We start from the raw sequence: 15328 nt of genomic DNA, 5'->3' as shown, positions 1-15328 counted from the left end.
TCAGCGCGGCCTCCTGCCGGCACGGGGGTGGTCGTGGTCGGACTCGTGGTGCAGGCGGGCGCCCGCCACGATCTCCAGCAGCACCTCGGAGGCGCCGCCGGAGATGGTCATGCCGGCCGCCTCGCGGTAGGCGGCCTCCAGGATCTCGGTGGGCGAGGACTGCGGCCCGCCCGCCGCGACCGGCAGGCCGAGGCGCTCCAGCGACCACCACGCGATCTTCTGCGCGGTGTCGGAGTTGTGCCACTTGGCCAGCGAGGCCTCGGCGATGTCCGGCTCACGGTCCTGGAGGCGCTGGAGCGCGCGGGCCGAGAGCAGCCGCCCGGCGTCGAGCCGCGCCCAGTGCCGGGCCAGGCCCGACGCCTCGTCCTCGCCGGCCTGCCGGCCGCCCTCGGTCAGCTGCTCCTCGGCCAGCCGCAGCCAGTGCAGGCCGCGGGCGTAGTAGTCGACGCCGCTGCGCTCCGCCGAGAACATGCCGGTGATCAGGGACCAGCCCTCGCCCGGTGCGCCCAGCACGGCGTCGTCGCCGAGCCGGACCCCGTCCAGGGAGACGTCGTGGAACTGTTCGTCGGCCAGGCTGGGCAGCGGACGGACCGTCACCCCGGGCGCGGAGAGCGGCGCGAGGAGCAGGCTGATGCCCTCGTACTGGCTGACCGAGTCGTCGGTGCGGGCCGCGATCAGCGCCACGTCCGCGTAGGCGGTCTTGAGGTTGAACTTCTTGCGTCCGCTGACCGTCCACGTGCCGGTGCGGTCGTCCCGCTCGGCGCGCGTGACGACGCCCGCGAGGTCGGAGCCGTTGTCCGGCTCGGTGAACAGGATGCACGCCGCGAGGTCGCCGGAGGCGAGCCGGGGCAGCAGGTCGCGCTTCTGTCGCTCCGTGCCGGACTGCAGGATGAGCGACCCTACGATCTGGACGGAGATGAAATAGAGACTCTGTGGAACCCCACGCTGGACCAGCTCCTCCATCAGGACGAGAGTCTCGGTGAAGTCACCGTCCCTCCCTCCGTACTCGGAGGGCCAAGCCGGGGCGAGCACCCCGTGTTTGCCCAGGTACCTGTAGAGCTCACGGGCATCGCCGTCCATCCCGTCCGCCCGCGCCGCGACCGCGTTGACCAGGTCGTCGACGGCGGGCGAGTACAGCACCTCGCGCAGCTCACGGCGAAACTCGTCTGTTGTCCGCAGAATGCTGAAGTCCATGGCCTCACCCTTGTCGAGACTTTCCTCACCGTACTACAGTCAACATAATCAACGAAGACTGTTGATGGAAGTCGACATGTAACCCGAGTTGGGGGAAGGCCGCGATGACACAAGAGAGCGAGCTCCTGCGCCGGCTGCGAAGTCTGCCCGCCGAGCGACGAGAGCAGTTCCTTCAGGGAATCGGCAATGTGGACCGCGGGACCAGGGTGTCGCCCCTCACCTTCCGCCAGGAGCAGCTGTGGGTCTTCGACAAGGTGTCACCCGGCGACAGCCGGTACGCCCTTGCCTTCGCCTACACGCTGCACGGCGACCTGGACCAGGACGCGCTGTCCGCCGCGCTCGACGAGACCTTCGACCGGCACACGGTGCTCCGGTCGGTCTTCCCGCACGACCACCCCACCGGTGAGCAGATCGTCCGGGGACGCCCCGGCGGCCGGCTCACCGCCGAGACGGTCGGCGAGGAGCGGCTGCCCGAGCGCTGCGAGGCCCTCGCCCGCGAGGAACTGCGCCACGGCTTCGACCTGGACGGCGGACCGCTGGTCCGGCTCCGGCTCCTGAAGGTCGCCGAGGACCGCCACGTCCTGCTGTGGTTCACCCACCACCTGGTCTTCGACCCCCGCTCCGCCGAGGTCGTGCTGCGCGAGCTCGCCGCCGCCTACGCCGCCCGCACCGGCGGCTCCGCGCCGCAGGACCGGCCGGCCCGCCCCCAGTTCGGCGCCTACGCCGCCTGGCAGCGCGAATGGGCCGAGTCCGAGGAGGCCACCGGCCACTGGAACTGGTGGCGCGGCGCGCTCTCCGGCTGGGAGAGCACCGAGATCGCCCCCGACCGGCCGCGCGGACTCGTCCTCGACCTCACCGCCGGCACCGTCCAGCGCGCCCTCGACGAACCGCTCGCGCAGTCCGCCGCCGCCCTGGCCGGCCGGCTCGGCGTCCCCGTCCGGGACGTGCTGCTCGCCGCGTACTTCGCCCTGGTCGGCCGCCTCACCTCGCGCACCGACCTGCTCATCGGCGTGCCCGGCGACGTCTTCGGCACCTTCGACCCCGACCTGCTGGTCGGCGACTGCGGCCAGCTGCTGCCCGTCCGGGTCGACACCGACGGCGCCACCTCCTTCTCCGACCTGGTCCGCCTCACGCACGAGGCCCGGATCGCGGCCGACGAGCACGGCGGGCTCCCCTTCAAGCGGCTGCTGTCCGCGGCCGGCGTCGAGCCCGACCAGGGCCGGCTGCCGCTCGTCCAGATCGGCTTCGAGATCGCGCCGTCCGCCCAGCGGCAGGCCGACGCCGGGGACCTCACGATCACCCTGGAGCAGCTCGACACCGGCAGCTCGCCCTTCGAGTTCGCGCTCTCCGCCGAACTCGACGCCGAGGCGCCCGTCCTGCGGGTCCGCTACGCCACCAGCCTGTACGCCCCCGACACCGCCCGGCTCTTCCTCGACCGCTACCTCGGCCAGCTGCGCACCCTCTGCGCCGACCCCGAGGCGTCCTTCGCCCGCGCCCCGCTGGCCACCGAGGACGAGCGGCGCGCCATCCTGACCCGCTGGAACGCCCCCGCCGGCGAGCCGGAGGAGGGCGAGACCGTGCACGGGGTGTTCGCCGCCGCGGCCGCCGCCCACCCCGACCGCACCGCCGTCACCGGCCCCCACGGCACCCTCACGTACCGCGAACTGGACCGCCGGGCCAACGCGCTCGCCCACCGGCTCGCCGAACTCGGCGCCGCCCCCGGCGAGCTGATCGGCGTCGCCATGCGCCGCACCCCGCTCCTCGTCGAGGCCGTCCTCGCCGTCCTCAAGTCCGGCGCCGCCTACGTGCCGCTCGACCTGGGCAACCCGGCCTCCCGCAACGAGGCCGTTCTCACCGACGCCGGCGTGCGCGTCGTCCTCGGCGACGCCACGACCGCGGGCGAACTCCCCGACGGGCCCTGGCAGCTGATCGACGTCGAGACCCTCGGCGCCGAGGAGCGGGACACCGCGCCGGAGGTGGCGGTCGACCCGGCCGACCTGGCCTACTCGATCTTCACCTCGGGCTCCACCGGCCGCCCCAAGGGCGTCCTCGTCGAGCACCGCAACGTCACCAACTTCGTCCGCACCACCCAGGAGATGTTCGGCCTCACCGCCGACGACCGCTTCCTCGCCTTCGCCTCCACCGGATTCGACGTCTCCGTCTTCGAGCTCTTCGGCGCGCTCCTCAGCGGCGCGAGCGTCTACCTCGCCGACGAGGACGAGCGCCGGGACATCTCCGTCCTCGACCGGATCCTGAGCGAGCGGCGCATCACCGTGATCGACCTCCCGCCGGCGATCATGGACCTGCTCACCCCGGAGAACTACCCCGAGCTGCGGGTCTGCTTCGTCGGCGGCGAGGCCTTCAGCGGCGAGCTCACCACCCGCTGGGCGGCCGGCGGCCGCGCCTTCTGGAACGGCTACGGCCCGACGGAGACCACCGTCACCGTCATCGCCAAGCGCTGCGAGGGCACCTGGCACGCCTCCCCGCCGATCGGCCGCGCGATGCGCAACCACCGGGCGTACGTCCTCGACGAGAAGCTCGACCTGCTGCCCCCGTCGGCCTGCGGCGAGCTCGCCGTCGCCGGCGCCGGCCTCGGCCGCGGCTACCTCGGCCGGCCCGACCAGACCGCCGAGCGCTTCCGGCCCGACCCCTACGGCCCGCCCGGCTCCCGGATGTACCTCACCGGCGACCTCGCCGGCTGGCAGGCCGACGGCGACATCGTCTTCCGCGGCCGCGTCGACCGCCAGGTCAAGGTCCGCGGCGTGCGCATCGAGCTCGGCGAGGTCGAGGCCGCGCTGCTCGCCGTCCCCGAGATCGGCCAGGCCGTCGCCCACGTGGTGACCGGCCCGCGCGGCGACAACCTCCTCGTCGCCTACGTCGTCGGCGCCCCGGACGGCCCGCTGCACCTGGACTCGGTGCGCACCAACCTCGCGGACCGGCTGCCGCCGACCATGGTCCCCACCTTCCTGGTGCCGCTGGACGACATCCCGCTCACCGCCAGCGGCAAGGTGGACCGCAAGGCGCTGCCCGCCGTCGAGTTCGCCCCGCTGGACGAGGACACCGACGACGGCGACCGCACCGAGACCGAACGGCTCCTCGCGGAGGAGGTGTTCAAGCCGCTCCTCGCCGCGCCGAGGGTCGGCAACCACGACAACTTCTTCGCCCTCGGCGGCACCAGCCTCCAGGCGATCCGCATCGCCCCGAAGGTCAAGGCCGTCTTCGGCGTGGAACTGCCCATCGCGGACTTCTTCCGCAACCCCACCGTGTCCGGCACCGCCCTCGCGGTCGACGCCCTCCTGGAGCGGACCCGCAGCCGCCGGCAGAGCGTCCTCGACGTCCTCGCGATGGTCGAGGACAGCGACGACGAGCAGGTCGCCGCGCTGCTGGAGAACGGCGGATCCGGCGCGCCGACGAAGGGAGCGGCCCTGTGAGCGACCGAGGAACGGTGTTCCCGGCCGACGCCAGGACGGCGGTGGACCCCGCGCTCGAAAGGTTCCTGACCGTCGCGCGGACCTCCGGGGTCCGCCGGCTCGCCCTGCGCCTCGAACCGCCCGCCCCGCTCGGCGCGGACCGGCTCGAAGCGGCCCTGCGCACCCTGGCCGCCGAACACCCGGACAGCTTCGCGGCGACCCTGCGGCGGCCCGACGGATCCCTCGTGACCGACCCCGCCGCGGCGGAGATCACGGTCCGCCGGATCGAGGTGCCGGAGGACACCGCCGCGCTCCTCCTGGAGCGCTTCGAGAGCGAGCCCGGCGAGGACGCGGACCCCGGCGGCAGCGGCCCCAGCCTGGCGCGGGCCCTGATCGCCGCCACCCCGTCCGGCCTCCGGCTCTCCCTGGTCCTCGACCGGCTGCTGGTCGACCACGCGGACGCGGGCCTCCTCCTGGACCGCCTCGCGGAGCTGTGCGCGCAGGACCCGGCGGGGCCCGTCCCCGCCCCGGCCCCGGCCCCCGCCCTCGTGGCGGAGCCGGGCCGGCCCACCGGCGACCAGCTCGCCCGGCTGCGCGAGGAACTGCTCGGCGTCCCCTTCGACACCGCGCTGCCCCGCGTCCCCGCCCCCGGCGACCGCACCGTGCCGGCCGCCTGGGCCCGGCACCGCTTCGTCCTCCCCGGCGACCTCCTCGCCCCGGCCGCCGCCCTCACCGGCGGACCGGCCGGCACCGTCCCCGGCGGCGCCGCCCTCGTCGCCGCCTGGGCGCTCGTGCTGCACCGGTGGTCCCGGTCGAGCGAACTGGTCCTCGGCGTGGAGACCGACCGGCCGCGCCCGGGCCGCCGCCCCCGCGGCGCCGTCGCCGAGGTCCTGCCCGTGGTGACCGCCACGGGCGGCCTGCGGGCCGTCGCCGCCCAGGTGGCGGAGGGCCTGCGGCGCGGACTCGACGAGGCGACGCTGCCCGTGCCGCTGCTCGCCCAGCTCGCCGGGCGCCTGGTCTCCGGCCAGAGCCCCAGCCCGTACGCCTCCGTCGTCGCCCTGCGCCCGGCCCTGCCGGACGGCTGGCACGCCACGGAGGCCACCGCCCCCGCCACGGAGGCCGAACTCGAACTGGTCGTCACCCCCGGCGGCGCCGCCGAGATCCGCTACCGCTCCGACGTGTTCGCCCGGCGCACCGTGGACGCGCTGGCCCGCCACTTCCTGCGGCTGCTGCGCTCCGGACTCGACGCCCCGGACCTCCCGCACCACCGGCTCGACATGCTGGACGAGCAGGACGTCCACGAACTGCTCCACGAGTTCAGCGACGTCCCCGACCGCTGGGAGCCGCGCGACGCGCTGCACACGCTCGTCGAACAGCACGCCCGGCGCTCGCCCGGCACCCTCGCCGTCGTCCGCGGCGCCGAGCGCGTCACGTACGGCGAACTGAACGCCCGCGCCAACCGGCTGGCCCACCACCTGATCGCCCGGGGACTCGGCCGCGGCGACGTCGTCGCCCTCAGCCTGCCCCGCTCGACCGAGTGGATCGAGGCGCTGCTCGCCGTGCACAAGGCGGGCGGCGTCGTCCTCCCGATCGACCCGGCGGCCCCGGCCGGCCGGCTGGAGGGCGTCTTCGCCAAGGTGCCGCCCCGGCTGGTCGTCACCTCCGCCCAGGCCCCCGCCGCCGGCGTCCTCCCGGACCGCACCCTGCTCCGGGACGCCCTCGACGGCGAACTGGCCGCCCTGTCCGACCAGGACCCCGGCCTCGACGTCCGCCCCGACGACCTCGCCTACGTCATGCAGACGTCCGGCTCCACCGGCGAACCCAAGGCCGTCCAGGGCCAGCACCGGGTGATCGTCCACGCCGGCGCCTCCTTCGCCGACGCGACGCTCCTCGGCCCGGGGGACCGCGGCAGCTGGACGACCCCCACCGGCTTCGGCACCACCATGGCCGAGGTCGCCCGGATGCTCGTCGTCGGCGCCACCGTCCACGTCGCCGAACCCCAGGTCCTCGCCGACCCGCCCGCCTTCCGGGACTGGGTCGTCGCGAGCGGCATCCACTCCGTCTTCGTCGTCACCTCCATCGGCGACAGCCTCCAGCGGCTCCCCTGGCCCGCGGACACCTCCGTCCGGGTCCTCATCATGGGCGGCGAGAAGCTGCACCGGTGGGGCCCCTCCGACCTGCCCTTCGAGGCCGCCGTCGGCTACGGCTGCCACGAGGCGCTGTTCGTCGCCAGCCCGCTCCAGCCCTGGGAGAAGCGCCTCACCGCCTCCACCGCGACCGCGAGCGACCGGCTCGCCCCGCCGCCCATCGGCCGGGCCAACCCCGGCGTCCGGATGCGGATCCTCGGCGACGAGGGCGAACTCCTGCCGGCCGGCGCCCTCGGCGAGATCTGGTTCGGCAGCCCGGAGGCCGCCCTCGGCTACCTGGGCGACCCGGCGCTCACCGCCGACCGCTTCCGGCCCGACGCCCACGGCCCCGCCGGCAGCCGCCTCTACCGCTCCGGCGACCTCGGCCGCTACCGCCCCGACGGCCTGCTCGAACACCACGGCAGGACCGACGACATGGTCAAGGTCCGCGGCTGCCGGGTCGAACTCGGCGACGTGGAGGCCGCGCTGCTCTCCCACCCGGCCACCGCAGAGGCCGCCGTCGTCCCCGTCCGCTCCGCCGCCGGCGACACCCAGCTGGTCGCCTGCCTGGTGACCCGTCCCGGCCACGAGGCCCTCCCGGGCACCGCCCTGCGGGACTTCCTCGCCGAGCGGCTCCCCGACTACATGATCCCGATCGCCTTCGCCCACCTCGAACAGCTTCCGCGCAACGCCAACAAGAAGGTCGACCGCCGAGCCCTGCCCCCCGAGGACTGGACCCGCTGGCGGGTCCGCGCCCCCTACCGGCAGCCCGCCGAGGGCCTGGAGACGACGATCGCCGAACTGTGGGCCGAGGTCCTCGGCGAGATCCGCTACGGTGCCGACGACGACTTCATGGACCTCGGCGGCGGCTCCCTCGACGCCGGACGCATGCTCGTCCGGCTGCGCCAGCGGGTGCCCCTGGAGGTCTCCCTCCAGGACCTCTTCCTCTTCCCCACGCCCACCGCGCTCGCCCGGCTCCTCGCCGGCCGCAGCCCCGCCGCCGCCCCGGCCCTCCCGGCCATCACCCGCAGGAGGGCCTCGTGACCGCGCCCGCCGCCGCACCGCCCGCCTTCACCGCCGAATCGCCCTGGGTGCGCCGTGCCGCGCGCCCGGGGCGCCCCCGGCTGAGGCTGCTGTGCTTCCCGTACGCCGGAATGGGCGCCTCCCTCTACCGCTCCTGGCCCGACCTGCTCCCCGAGGACGTCGAGGTCGTCGCCGTCCAGCCGCCCGGCCGCGAGGACCGGGCCCGCGACGCGCTGCCCTCCGGCGTCGGCCCCCTCGCCCGCGCCTGCGCCCTCGCCCTGCGCCCGTACACCACCGTCCCGTACGCCGTGTACGGGCACTGCGCGGGCGCCGTCCTGGGCGCGGAGACCGCCCGCGAACTGGTGCGCCGCGGCGCCGAACCGCCCCGGCTGCTCATCGCCGCCGGCCACAGGGCCCCGCACCTGCCGGCCCGCACCGAGCCGCTGCACGCCCTCTCCGACGAGGACTTCCTCGCCGGGGTCCGCGCCCTCGGCGGCCTCCCCGACCGGCTGCTCGCCAACGCCTCCTTCATGGAGTTCCTGCTGCCGCTGCTGCGCGCCGACTTCGCCCTGTGGGAGACCCACCGGGGCGACCCCGGCGCCCCGCCGCTGCCCTTCCCCGTCCTCCCGCTGCGGGGCGACGCGGACACCGTCGTCACCGCGGCCGACGCCGCCGCCTGGGGCGAGCGCACCACCGCGCCGCCCCGGGACGTCGTCCACGTCCCCGGCGGCCACTACTTCGTCAACGACATGACGCCGGAGGCGGTGGCCGCCGTGGTCGCGGCACTGGAGACCACCCGGACCCTCCCGCCCACCGACCCGGAGGCATCCTCATGACCCAAGCCCCGCCGCGCCCCGCCCTGGCCGAGGGACCCGCGCCCGTCGTGCCGCCCGGCGCCGCGCGCACCCTCCAGGAGGCGCTCCTCAAGGCCGCCGCGTCCCCCGCCGGACGCGGCACCGTCTACGTGCGCGCCGACGGCACCGACGAACGCCAGACCTACGCCGAACTCCTCGACGAGGGCCTGCGGGTCCTCGGCGGCCTCCAGGAACTCGGCCTGCGGCCCGGCGACTCCGTGCTGCTCCAGTGCCAGGACAACCGCGCCTTCGTCACCGGCTTCTGGGCCTGCGTCCTGGGCGGCCTCCTGCCCACCCCGGTGGGCGAGGCCCGCGACTACACCCGCGACAACGCCGCCACCCGCAAGCTGCGCGCCGCGTGGACCCTCCTCGACCGGCCCGTCGTCCTCACCGACGCCACCCTGCGCGAGCCGGTCCGCTCGCTCGCCGCCCGCTGGGACGAGCCGGAGATCCGTGTCCGCTCCGTCGATGAGCTCCTGGCCCACGCGCCCGGCCGCGTCGAGCCCGTCACCCCCGACCAGGACGCCCTGAACCTGCTCACCTCGGGCAGCACCGGCATCCCCAAGTGCGTCCGGCACGCCAACCGCTCCCTCGTCGCCCGCACCTACGCGGCCGTGGCGGCCAACGGCTTCACCGAGCACGAGGTCGCGCTCAACTGGATGCCGCTCGACCACGTCGGCGGCATCGTCATGTTCAACGTCCGGGACGTCTTCCTCAACTGCGAGCACGTCAACGTCCGCACCGAGGCCGTCGTCGGCCGCCCGCTCGCCTGGCTCGACCTGACCGAGCGGTGGAGGGCCACCAACACCTGGGCGCCCAACTTCGCCTTCTCCCTCGTCAACGAACACGCCGACGCCATCGAGCGGGGCAGCTGGGACCTGTCCTCGCTGCGCAACATCTGCAACGCCGGAGAGGCCGTCGTCGCCCGCACCGCCCGCCGCTTCGTCCGGCTGCTCCGCCCCCACGGACTGCCCGCCGACGCCATGGTGCCCTGCTGGGGCATGTCGGAGACCTCCTCCGGCGTCACCTACTCCCGGCTCGACCCCGACGACCCCTCCGTCGGCACCGTCAGCGTCGACTCCGCCAGCCTCGACGGCCACCTCGTCGAGGTGCCGTACGGCTCCGAGCGGGCCGTCACCTTCACCGACGTCGGCGCTCCCGTCGCCGGGGTCGCCCTGCGCATCGTCGGCCCGGACGGCCGCCTCCTCCCCGAGGGACAGGTCGGACACCTGCACGTGTCCGGCACCACCCTGCTGCGCGAATACCACGGCAACCCCGACGCCAACGCCTCCTCCTTCACCGACGACGGCTGGTTCGACACCGGCGACCTGGGCTTCCTGTGGAACGGCCGGCTGGCCCTCACCGGCCGCAGCAAGGACATGCTCATCGTCAACGGCGCCAACTACCCCTCCCACGAGGTCGAGGCCGTCGTCGAGTCCGTCCCCGGCGTCCGCGCCACCTGGGCGGCGGCCTGCCCCGTGCGGGACGGCGACACCGACGGCGTGGTCGTCTTCCACGTGCCGGCCGCGCACGCGCCGGACACCCTCGCCCAGGACATCGCCACCACCCTCGCCCGCGACATCGGCCTCCACCCGCGCGCCGTGATCGCCCTCACCGAGGCGGAGTTCCCGAAGACCGCCAGCGGCAAGATCCAGCGCGCCGAACTCGCCGCCGCCTACGCCGAGGGCCGCTACGACGCCCCGCCCGAGGACGAGCCCGCCGACAGCTGGCTCCTCGAACCCGTCTGGGTGCCCGCCCCGGCCGCCGACGCCGCGGCACCGGCCGCCGCCGCCCGCCCCCCGGCCGAGGACCTGCTCGTCTACGCCCCCGCCGACAGCGCCCTGCCGGCCGCCCTCGCCGACGCCACGGCCGGACCCGGCGCCCGGGTCGCCGTCGTCCGGCGGGGCGCTCCCGGCTCCCCGCTGCGCGCCGAGGGCCCGCTCTCCGTCACCATCGACCCGGACGACCCCGGCCAGCACGCCCGCGCCCTCGACCACCTCGCCGCCGGACTCGGCGGCGTCCCCGCCCACGTCCTGCACGCCTGGGAGTACACCGCGGAGGCCGGGGACACCGACCCGCTGCACGCCGCCACCGGCGTCCTGTTCGCCCTGCGCGCCCTCGCGGCCGCCGCCCCCGGGGCCAAGGTCACCGTCCTGACCCGGCACGCCGCCGCCGTCGCCGAGGGCGACACCGTCGACCCGGCCCGCGCCGCGCTCACCGCCCTGGTGCGCACCGCGCGCGCCGAGCGGACCGTCGACGCCGTCCGCCTCGTCGACCTCGGCGCCGGCGCCGACGACGCGGCGGCCGTCGCCGCCGTCCGCGGAGCGCCGGGGGAGGACGTCAGCGCCGTCCGCGACGGCGTCGCCCACGTGCAGCGGCTGCGGCCCGTCGCCGAACCCGGCACCCTCGCCGTCCCCCGCGAGATCCTGCCCCCCGGCGGCACCGCGCTCGTCACCGGCGGCCTCGGCGGCATCGGACGGGAGGTCGCCGGCTACCTGCTGTCCGCGCTCGGCGCCCGGCTGCTGCTCACCGGCCGCACCCCGGAGGCCGAGCTCACCGGCGAACGCCTGGCCGCCCTGGAGGAGTTCAGGGAGCTCGGCGAGGTCGCCTACGCGGCCGTGGACGCGGCCGACGCCGACGCCCTGGAGACCGCGGTGACCGCCGCCGAGGAGCGGTGGGGCCGCCCCCTGGACGCCGTGCTGCACCTGGCCGGCGCCGACGTGCGCGGCCACTGGGAGGAGCTCGACGCCCACACCCTGACCGCGGAGACGGCGGACGGGCTCGCCGCGATGCTGCGGCCCAAGGCGGGCGGCGCCCGGGCCGTCGAACGGCTCCTGGAGGCCCGCCCCGGCACGGCGGCGGTCCTCTTCTCCTCCGTCAACGGCTTCTTCGGCGGCAGCTCCTTCGGCGCCTACGCGGCGGCCAACGCGGCCCTCGACGGCTACGCCGACCGCTGGACCGCCCGGGGCCGGACCGTCCGCTGCGTCGCCTGGAGCATGTGGGACGGCACCGGCATGAACGAGGGCAGCCCGCTGGCCGCCGCCGCCCGCCACCGGGGCCTGCGCGGCATCGACCCGGCGCGCGGCGTGCAGCTCCTGCTGGCCGCCCTCGCACAGCCGGCGGCCCGGCTCCTCGCCGGACCCGACCCGGCCAACGAGTACATCGCGCCCTACGTCACCGGCGGCCGGACCCGCGGCCCCGCGGGGCCCGCCCGCGCCGCGTACAGCCCGCCCGAGGGCGAGCTGGAGAGGGAGGTCGCCGCCGTCTGGGCGGAGGTCCTGGGCGTGGAGCGCGTCGGCCGCGACGACACCTTCTTCGTCCTGGGCGGCGACTCGCTCCGCGTCATGCGGATGATCGGCCGCCTGAACGAGCGCTTCGCGGCGGCCCTCCCGGTCTCCGCCGTCTACGACCACCCGACCGTCCGCGCCCTGGCGGGCGCCCTGGCCTGACCGCCCCCTGACGGCCGGCGGCGGCACCGGACACCGGTGCCGCCGCCGGCCGTCTCGTCGTGCCCTCGCCGGAGGCCCGCACGGCGGGGACCCTCGGGAAGGACGCGACGAGGCCCCCGGCAGCCGGGCTGCCGGGGGCCTCGTCGTCCCGCCGTCCCCTCAGGCGTCGGCGGTGACCCGCAGCCGCCGCTCCCACAGGTGCTCGTAGTGCGGGAGGTGGTACCGGTAGAACGGGCCGAGCAGCGGATGGCCCGGCACGTCCAGCGGCGGCCGGCTGGAGACCTCCGCGCTGATCGCCCCGCTGCCGCTCGCGTCGCTGTGCCAGCGGGCCGTCTTCTGCCACCCGGGCAGCCCGCCCGGCCGCCACGACAGGGCGTGCTCCAGGAACGGGACGCCGATCGCCGCGCAGTACGCCCGCAGCGTGGCCGCCGGCGCCGCGACGAGGTCCGCCGCGTCGACGACGGCCGGGTCCGTCCCGGTCACCTCGGCGACCCGGTCGTGGATCTCGCGGAGCCACTCGAACCCGATCTCGTTCCGGCCCAGTCCGGGGTTGAGGCCGTAGTGGGAGGCGATGGCCTCCCGCGGGTCGCGCACGATGAAGGTGTGCCGGGCCCCGCCCAGGAAACGGGCGTCGGTCAGCACGCCCGGGTAGCGAAAGTCGGTGGTGTCCTTCACGAACACCTGCCGCTCCCGGCCCAGTTCGAGCAGCCGCGCGATCACCTCCGCCTCCGTGCGGCACTCCACGCCCTCGATCTCCTCCCGGCCGAAGTCCGCCAGGTGCGAGAACGGCTCGTGCAGGACGAGGAAGTCGCCGCGCTCGGCGACGCTCCGCGAGAACACCGTGGACCGGCAGCGCGGCGCGCTCCACAGGACGACCAGCCGGCCCCCGCCGCTCACCGCCCCACCCCCTGCAGCAGCTCGTGCACCGCGGCCACGATCCGCGTCCGGTGCTCGGTGAGGAAGAAGTGGCCGCCGGAGAGCACCTCCAGGGCGAACGGCCCCGAGGTCTCCTGGCCCCAGCGGGCCATCAGCTCCGGCGGCACCTCGGGGTCCCGGTCGCCGCACCAGGCGGACACCGGGCAGCTCAGCGGCGGCGGCGAGCCGATCTCCGGCTCGTACCGGTAGTTCTCGATGAGGTGGAAGTCCGCGCGGATCATCGGCAGCAGCAGGTCGAGGAGCTCGTCGTGGCCCAGGACCTCCTCCGGCGCGGCCCCGTAGGCCCGCAGCATGTCGACGAACCGCTCCCGCGGCAGGTCGCTCACCGGCGACGGCGGGCGGACCACGGTCGGGCAGGGCCGCCCGGACACGAACAGGTGCTGGACGGGGTGGCCGCGGCGCTCCAGGCGGCGCGCCGTCTCGAAGGCGAGGACGGCGCCCATGCTGTGGCCGAACAGGGCCGCCGGGACCGGGGAGCGGGCGATCGCCGCCGCCGCCAGGTCGGCGGCGGCGGCCATGCTCCGCACCGGCTCCTCGCCCATCAGCGCCCCGCGGCCCGGCAGCTGCACCGGCACCAGCTCCACGTCGGACCGGAACTCCTCGGCCCAGGCGTGGTAGTAGGCCGAGGAGCCGCCCGCGAACGGGAAGCAGTACAGGGCGACCCGGGGCGTGGCGCCGGCCGTCCGCCACCGGCGTTCCAGCCAGCTCGCCGAGGCGGGGGAGGGGACGGCGACGCTCATGCGACCGCCCCCGCCGCGGCGAAGGAGCGCGCCGGGGCCGTGCCGGCGCGCGGGGTCAGCCGGACCGGCAGGTGCTTGAAGCCGGCCACGAAGTTCGACGCGAGGTGCACCGGCTCGCCGGCGAGCTCGACCTTCTCGACGCGCTCGGCGAACTCGTCGAGGAACAGCCGCAGCGCGAGCCGGGCCAGACCGGAGCCGATGCAGTAGTGCGGGCCGACGCCGAACGCGATGTGCCGGTTGGGACGGCGGGCGACGTCGAAGGTGAACGGGTCCTTGAAGACCCGCTCGTCGCGGTTGGCCGAGCCCAGCCAGACGCTGACCGGGTCGCCCGCGCGGATGGTCCGCCCGCCGAGCTCCACGTCGGCCGTCGCGTACCGCATGAAGTGGCTGGCCGGCGAGGACCAGCGCAGCAGCTCCTCCATGGCCGTGCCGCGCAGCTGCGGGTTCTCCTGGATCGCCCGGAACTGGTCGGGGTGCTCGGCCATGGCCAGCGCCGTCGTGGACACCACGTGCGGGGTGGTCACGTTGGCGCCGAGCAGCAGGCTGTAGCAGTTGAGCATGATCTGCCGCTCGGTGAGCGGCTCGCCCTCCAGGCTCATGCGCAGCAGGATGCCGATGAGGTCGTCGCCCGGGTCCGTGCGGTCCCGGCGGGCGATCTCGTCGCTGAAGAAGGAGAACAGTTCGTGGTGCGCCTGCCGCAGGGTGGGCTTGGGCGCCTTCTCCATGTACTCGGGGTCGTCGTAGGCGATGGTCATCGTGGTCAGCCGGGACATGCGGTCCCAGGTCTCGCGCGGCAGTCCCATCATGGAGCCGGTGAAGGCCATGGGGAACATCAGCGCGGCCTGCGCCAGGTCGAACACCTCTCCGTCCAGGGCGGGTTCGAGCATCTCGCGGACGATGCCGCGGATGGTCTCCTCCTGGGCGGCGACGGCCCGGGGCGTCATCACGCGGTTGAGCGGGTCGCGCAGCTGGCCGTGCCGGGGCGGGTCGGTGTCGGGCATCATCTGGTCGGAGGCGATGTCCGGCATCGACAGGTCGATGATGCAGAGCATGGTCCCGCGCCGGGAGGAGAAGACCGAGTGGTCCTTGAGCACCCGGCTGACGTCCGCGTGCCGGGTGACCACCCAGAAGGGCTCCCGGCCGTCGGACGGGGTGAAGTGATGGACCGGTTCGTGGGCCCGCAGGTGGGTCCACAGCGCGTGCGGGTCACCCTCGGTGTAGTACGTCGAGGCGAGGAAGTCCACGTCCGTCACGTCGGTGTCCGCCGGGGCGAACGGCGGTGTCGAAAGGCGCATCTGTTGTCTCCTCCGGGAGGGCCGGGCGGCAGGTCAGGCCGAGGCTTCGGACAGCTGATCGAGGGTGGCGGCGAGTTCGGCGACGGACGTGCCGCGGTAGAAGTCGCGGACGGGCAGCTGCACCCCCCGCTCCTGCTCGATCAGCGCGATCAGGTCCATGGCGGAGAGGGAGGTCCCGCCCAGGACGAAGAAGTCGTCGTCGGGGCCGGGCGCGGGGACGTTCAGCAGCCGGGCGAACAGGGCGGCGACGTAGTCCTGCGACGCCGCTCCCGCGGTCGTGGTCTGCGTGCTCATGAGGGCC

The 15328-nt window shown here is 75.3% G+C and carries 9 protein-coding genes; 4 read left to right on the top strand and 5 right to left on the bottom strand.

All coding sequences use genetic code 11. From position 1 onward, the window contains the following. Complete coding sequence (locus IE326_RS03055) at nt 1-1194, bottom strand: acyl-CoA dehydrogenase family protein (protein WP_150235981.1); 1194 nt, start codon at nt 1192-1194, stop codon at nt 1-3. A 104-nt stretch (nt 1195-1298) separates the two neighbouring features. On the opposite strand from IE326_RS03055, the gene IE326_RS03050 reads away from it, so the two are divergent. From IE326_RS03050 to IE326_RS03035, 4 genes are read left to right on the top strand one after another with little or no spacing between them, the layout of a single operon-like run. Further along, nucleotides 1299-4625: a non-ribosomal peptide synthetase gene (locus IE326_RS03050; RefSeq protein WP_190040751.1), complete on the top strand. Its 3327-nt coding sequence runs from the start codon at nt 1299-1301 to the stop codon at nt 4623-4625. Continuing rightward, a complete protein-coding gene (locus IE326_RS03045; RefSeq protein WP_190040750.1) occupies nt 4622-7774 on the top strand; it encodes an AMP-binding protein in 3153 nt (1050 codons plus the stop codon). Before IE326_RS03050 ends, IE326_RS03045 begins: the two co-directional genes overlap by 4 nt. Beyond that, entirely contained in the window at nt 7771-8589 is an 819-nt protein-coding gene (locus IE326_RS03040; RefSeq protein ID WP_211821968.1) for a thioesterase II family protein, read from the top strand. Before IE326_RS03045 ends, IE326_RS03040 begins: the two co-directional genes overlap by 4 nt. After that, complete coding sequence (locus IE326_RS03035) at nt 8586-12056, top strand: SDR family NAD(P)-dependent oxidoreductase (protein WP_190040749.1); 3471 nt, start codon at nt 8586-8588, stop codon at nt 12054-12056. The genes IE326_RS03040 and IE326_RS03035 overlap by 4 nt, the downstream gene beginning before the upstream one ends. A 159-nt stretch (nt 12057-12215) precedes the next feature. Here the strand turns inward: IE326_RS03035 and IE326_RS03030 are convergent, their stop codons facing one another. From IE326_RS03030 to IE326_RS03015, 4 genes are read right to left on the bottom strand one after another with little or no spacing between them, the layout of a single operon-like run. Further along, a complete protein-coding gene (locus IE326_RS03030; RefSeq protein WP_229915184.1) occupies nt 12216-12953 on the bottom strand; it encodes a sulfotransferase-like domain-containing protein in 738 nt (245 codons plus the stop codon). After that, on the bottom strand, nt 12950-13732 hold the full coding sequence (locus IE326_RS03025; protein ID WP_150235976.1) for a thioesterase II family protein: 783 nt from the start codon (nt 13730-13732) through the stop codon (nt 12950-12952). Before IE326_RS03025 ends, IE326_RS03030 begins: the two co-directional genes overlap by 4 nt. Continuing rightward, a complete protein-coding gene (locus IE326_RS03020) occupies nt 13729-15027 on the bottom strand; it encodes a cytochrome P450 (RefSeq protein WP_150235973.1) in 1299 nt (432 codons plus the stop codon). The genes IE326_RS03025 and IE326_RS03020 overlap by 4 nt, the downstream gene beginning before the upstream one ends. A gap of 33 nt (nt 15028-15060) precedes the next feature. Further along, nucleotides 15061-15321, bottom strand: a complete 261-nt coding sequence (locus tag IE326_RS03015; protein ID WP_030755983.1) for an acyl carrier protein — start codon at nt 15319-15321, stop codon at nt 15061-15063. Between the last annotated feature and the right edge of the window lie 7 nt (nt 15322-15328).

The organism is Streptomyces filamentosus (assembly GCF_014654895.1).
In the GTDB taxonomy this organism is placed as follows: domain Bacteria; phylum Actinomycetota; class Actinomycetes; order Streptomycetales; family Streptomycetaceae; genus Streptomyces; species Streptomyces filamentosus.
Note: the sequence above shows the minus strand (reverse complement) of the source record. Positions and strands in the feature narration are given on the sequence as shown.

Bases quoted from the DNA above. Each gene is read 5' to 3' on its own strand.
- IE326_RS03055 (WP_150235981.1), bottom strand. From the start codon at position 1,194: ATGGACTTCAGCATTCTGCGGACAACAGACGAGTTTCGCCGTGAGCTG.
- IE326_RS03050 (WP_190040751.1), top strand. From the start codon at position 1,299: ATGACACAAGAGAGCGAGCTCCTGCGCCGGCTGCGAAGTCTGCCCGCC.
- IE326_RS03035 (WP_190040749.1), top strand. From the start codon at position 8,586: ATGACCCAAGCCCCGCCGCGCCCCGCCCTGGCCGAGGGACCCGCGCCC.
- IE326_RS03025 (WP_150235976.1), bottom strand. From the start codon at position 13,732: ATGAGCGTCGCCGTCCCCTCCCCCGCCTCGGCGAGCTGGCTGGAACGC.
- IE326_RS03020 (WP_150235973.1), bottom strand. From the start codon at position 15,027: ATGCGCCTTTCGACACCGCCGTTCGCCCCGGCGGACACCGACGTGACG.
- IE326_RS03015 (WP_030755983.1), bottom strand. From the start codon at position 15,321: ATGAGCACGCAGACCACGACCGCGGGAGCGGCGTCGCAGGACTACGTC.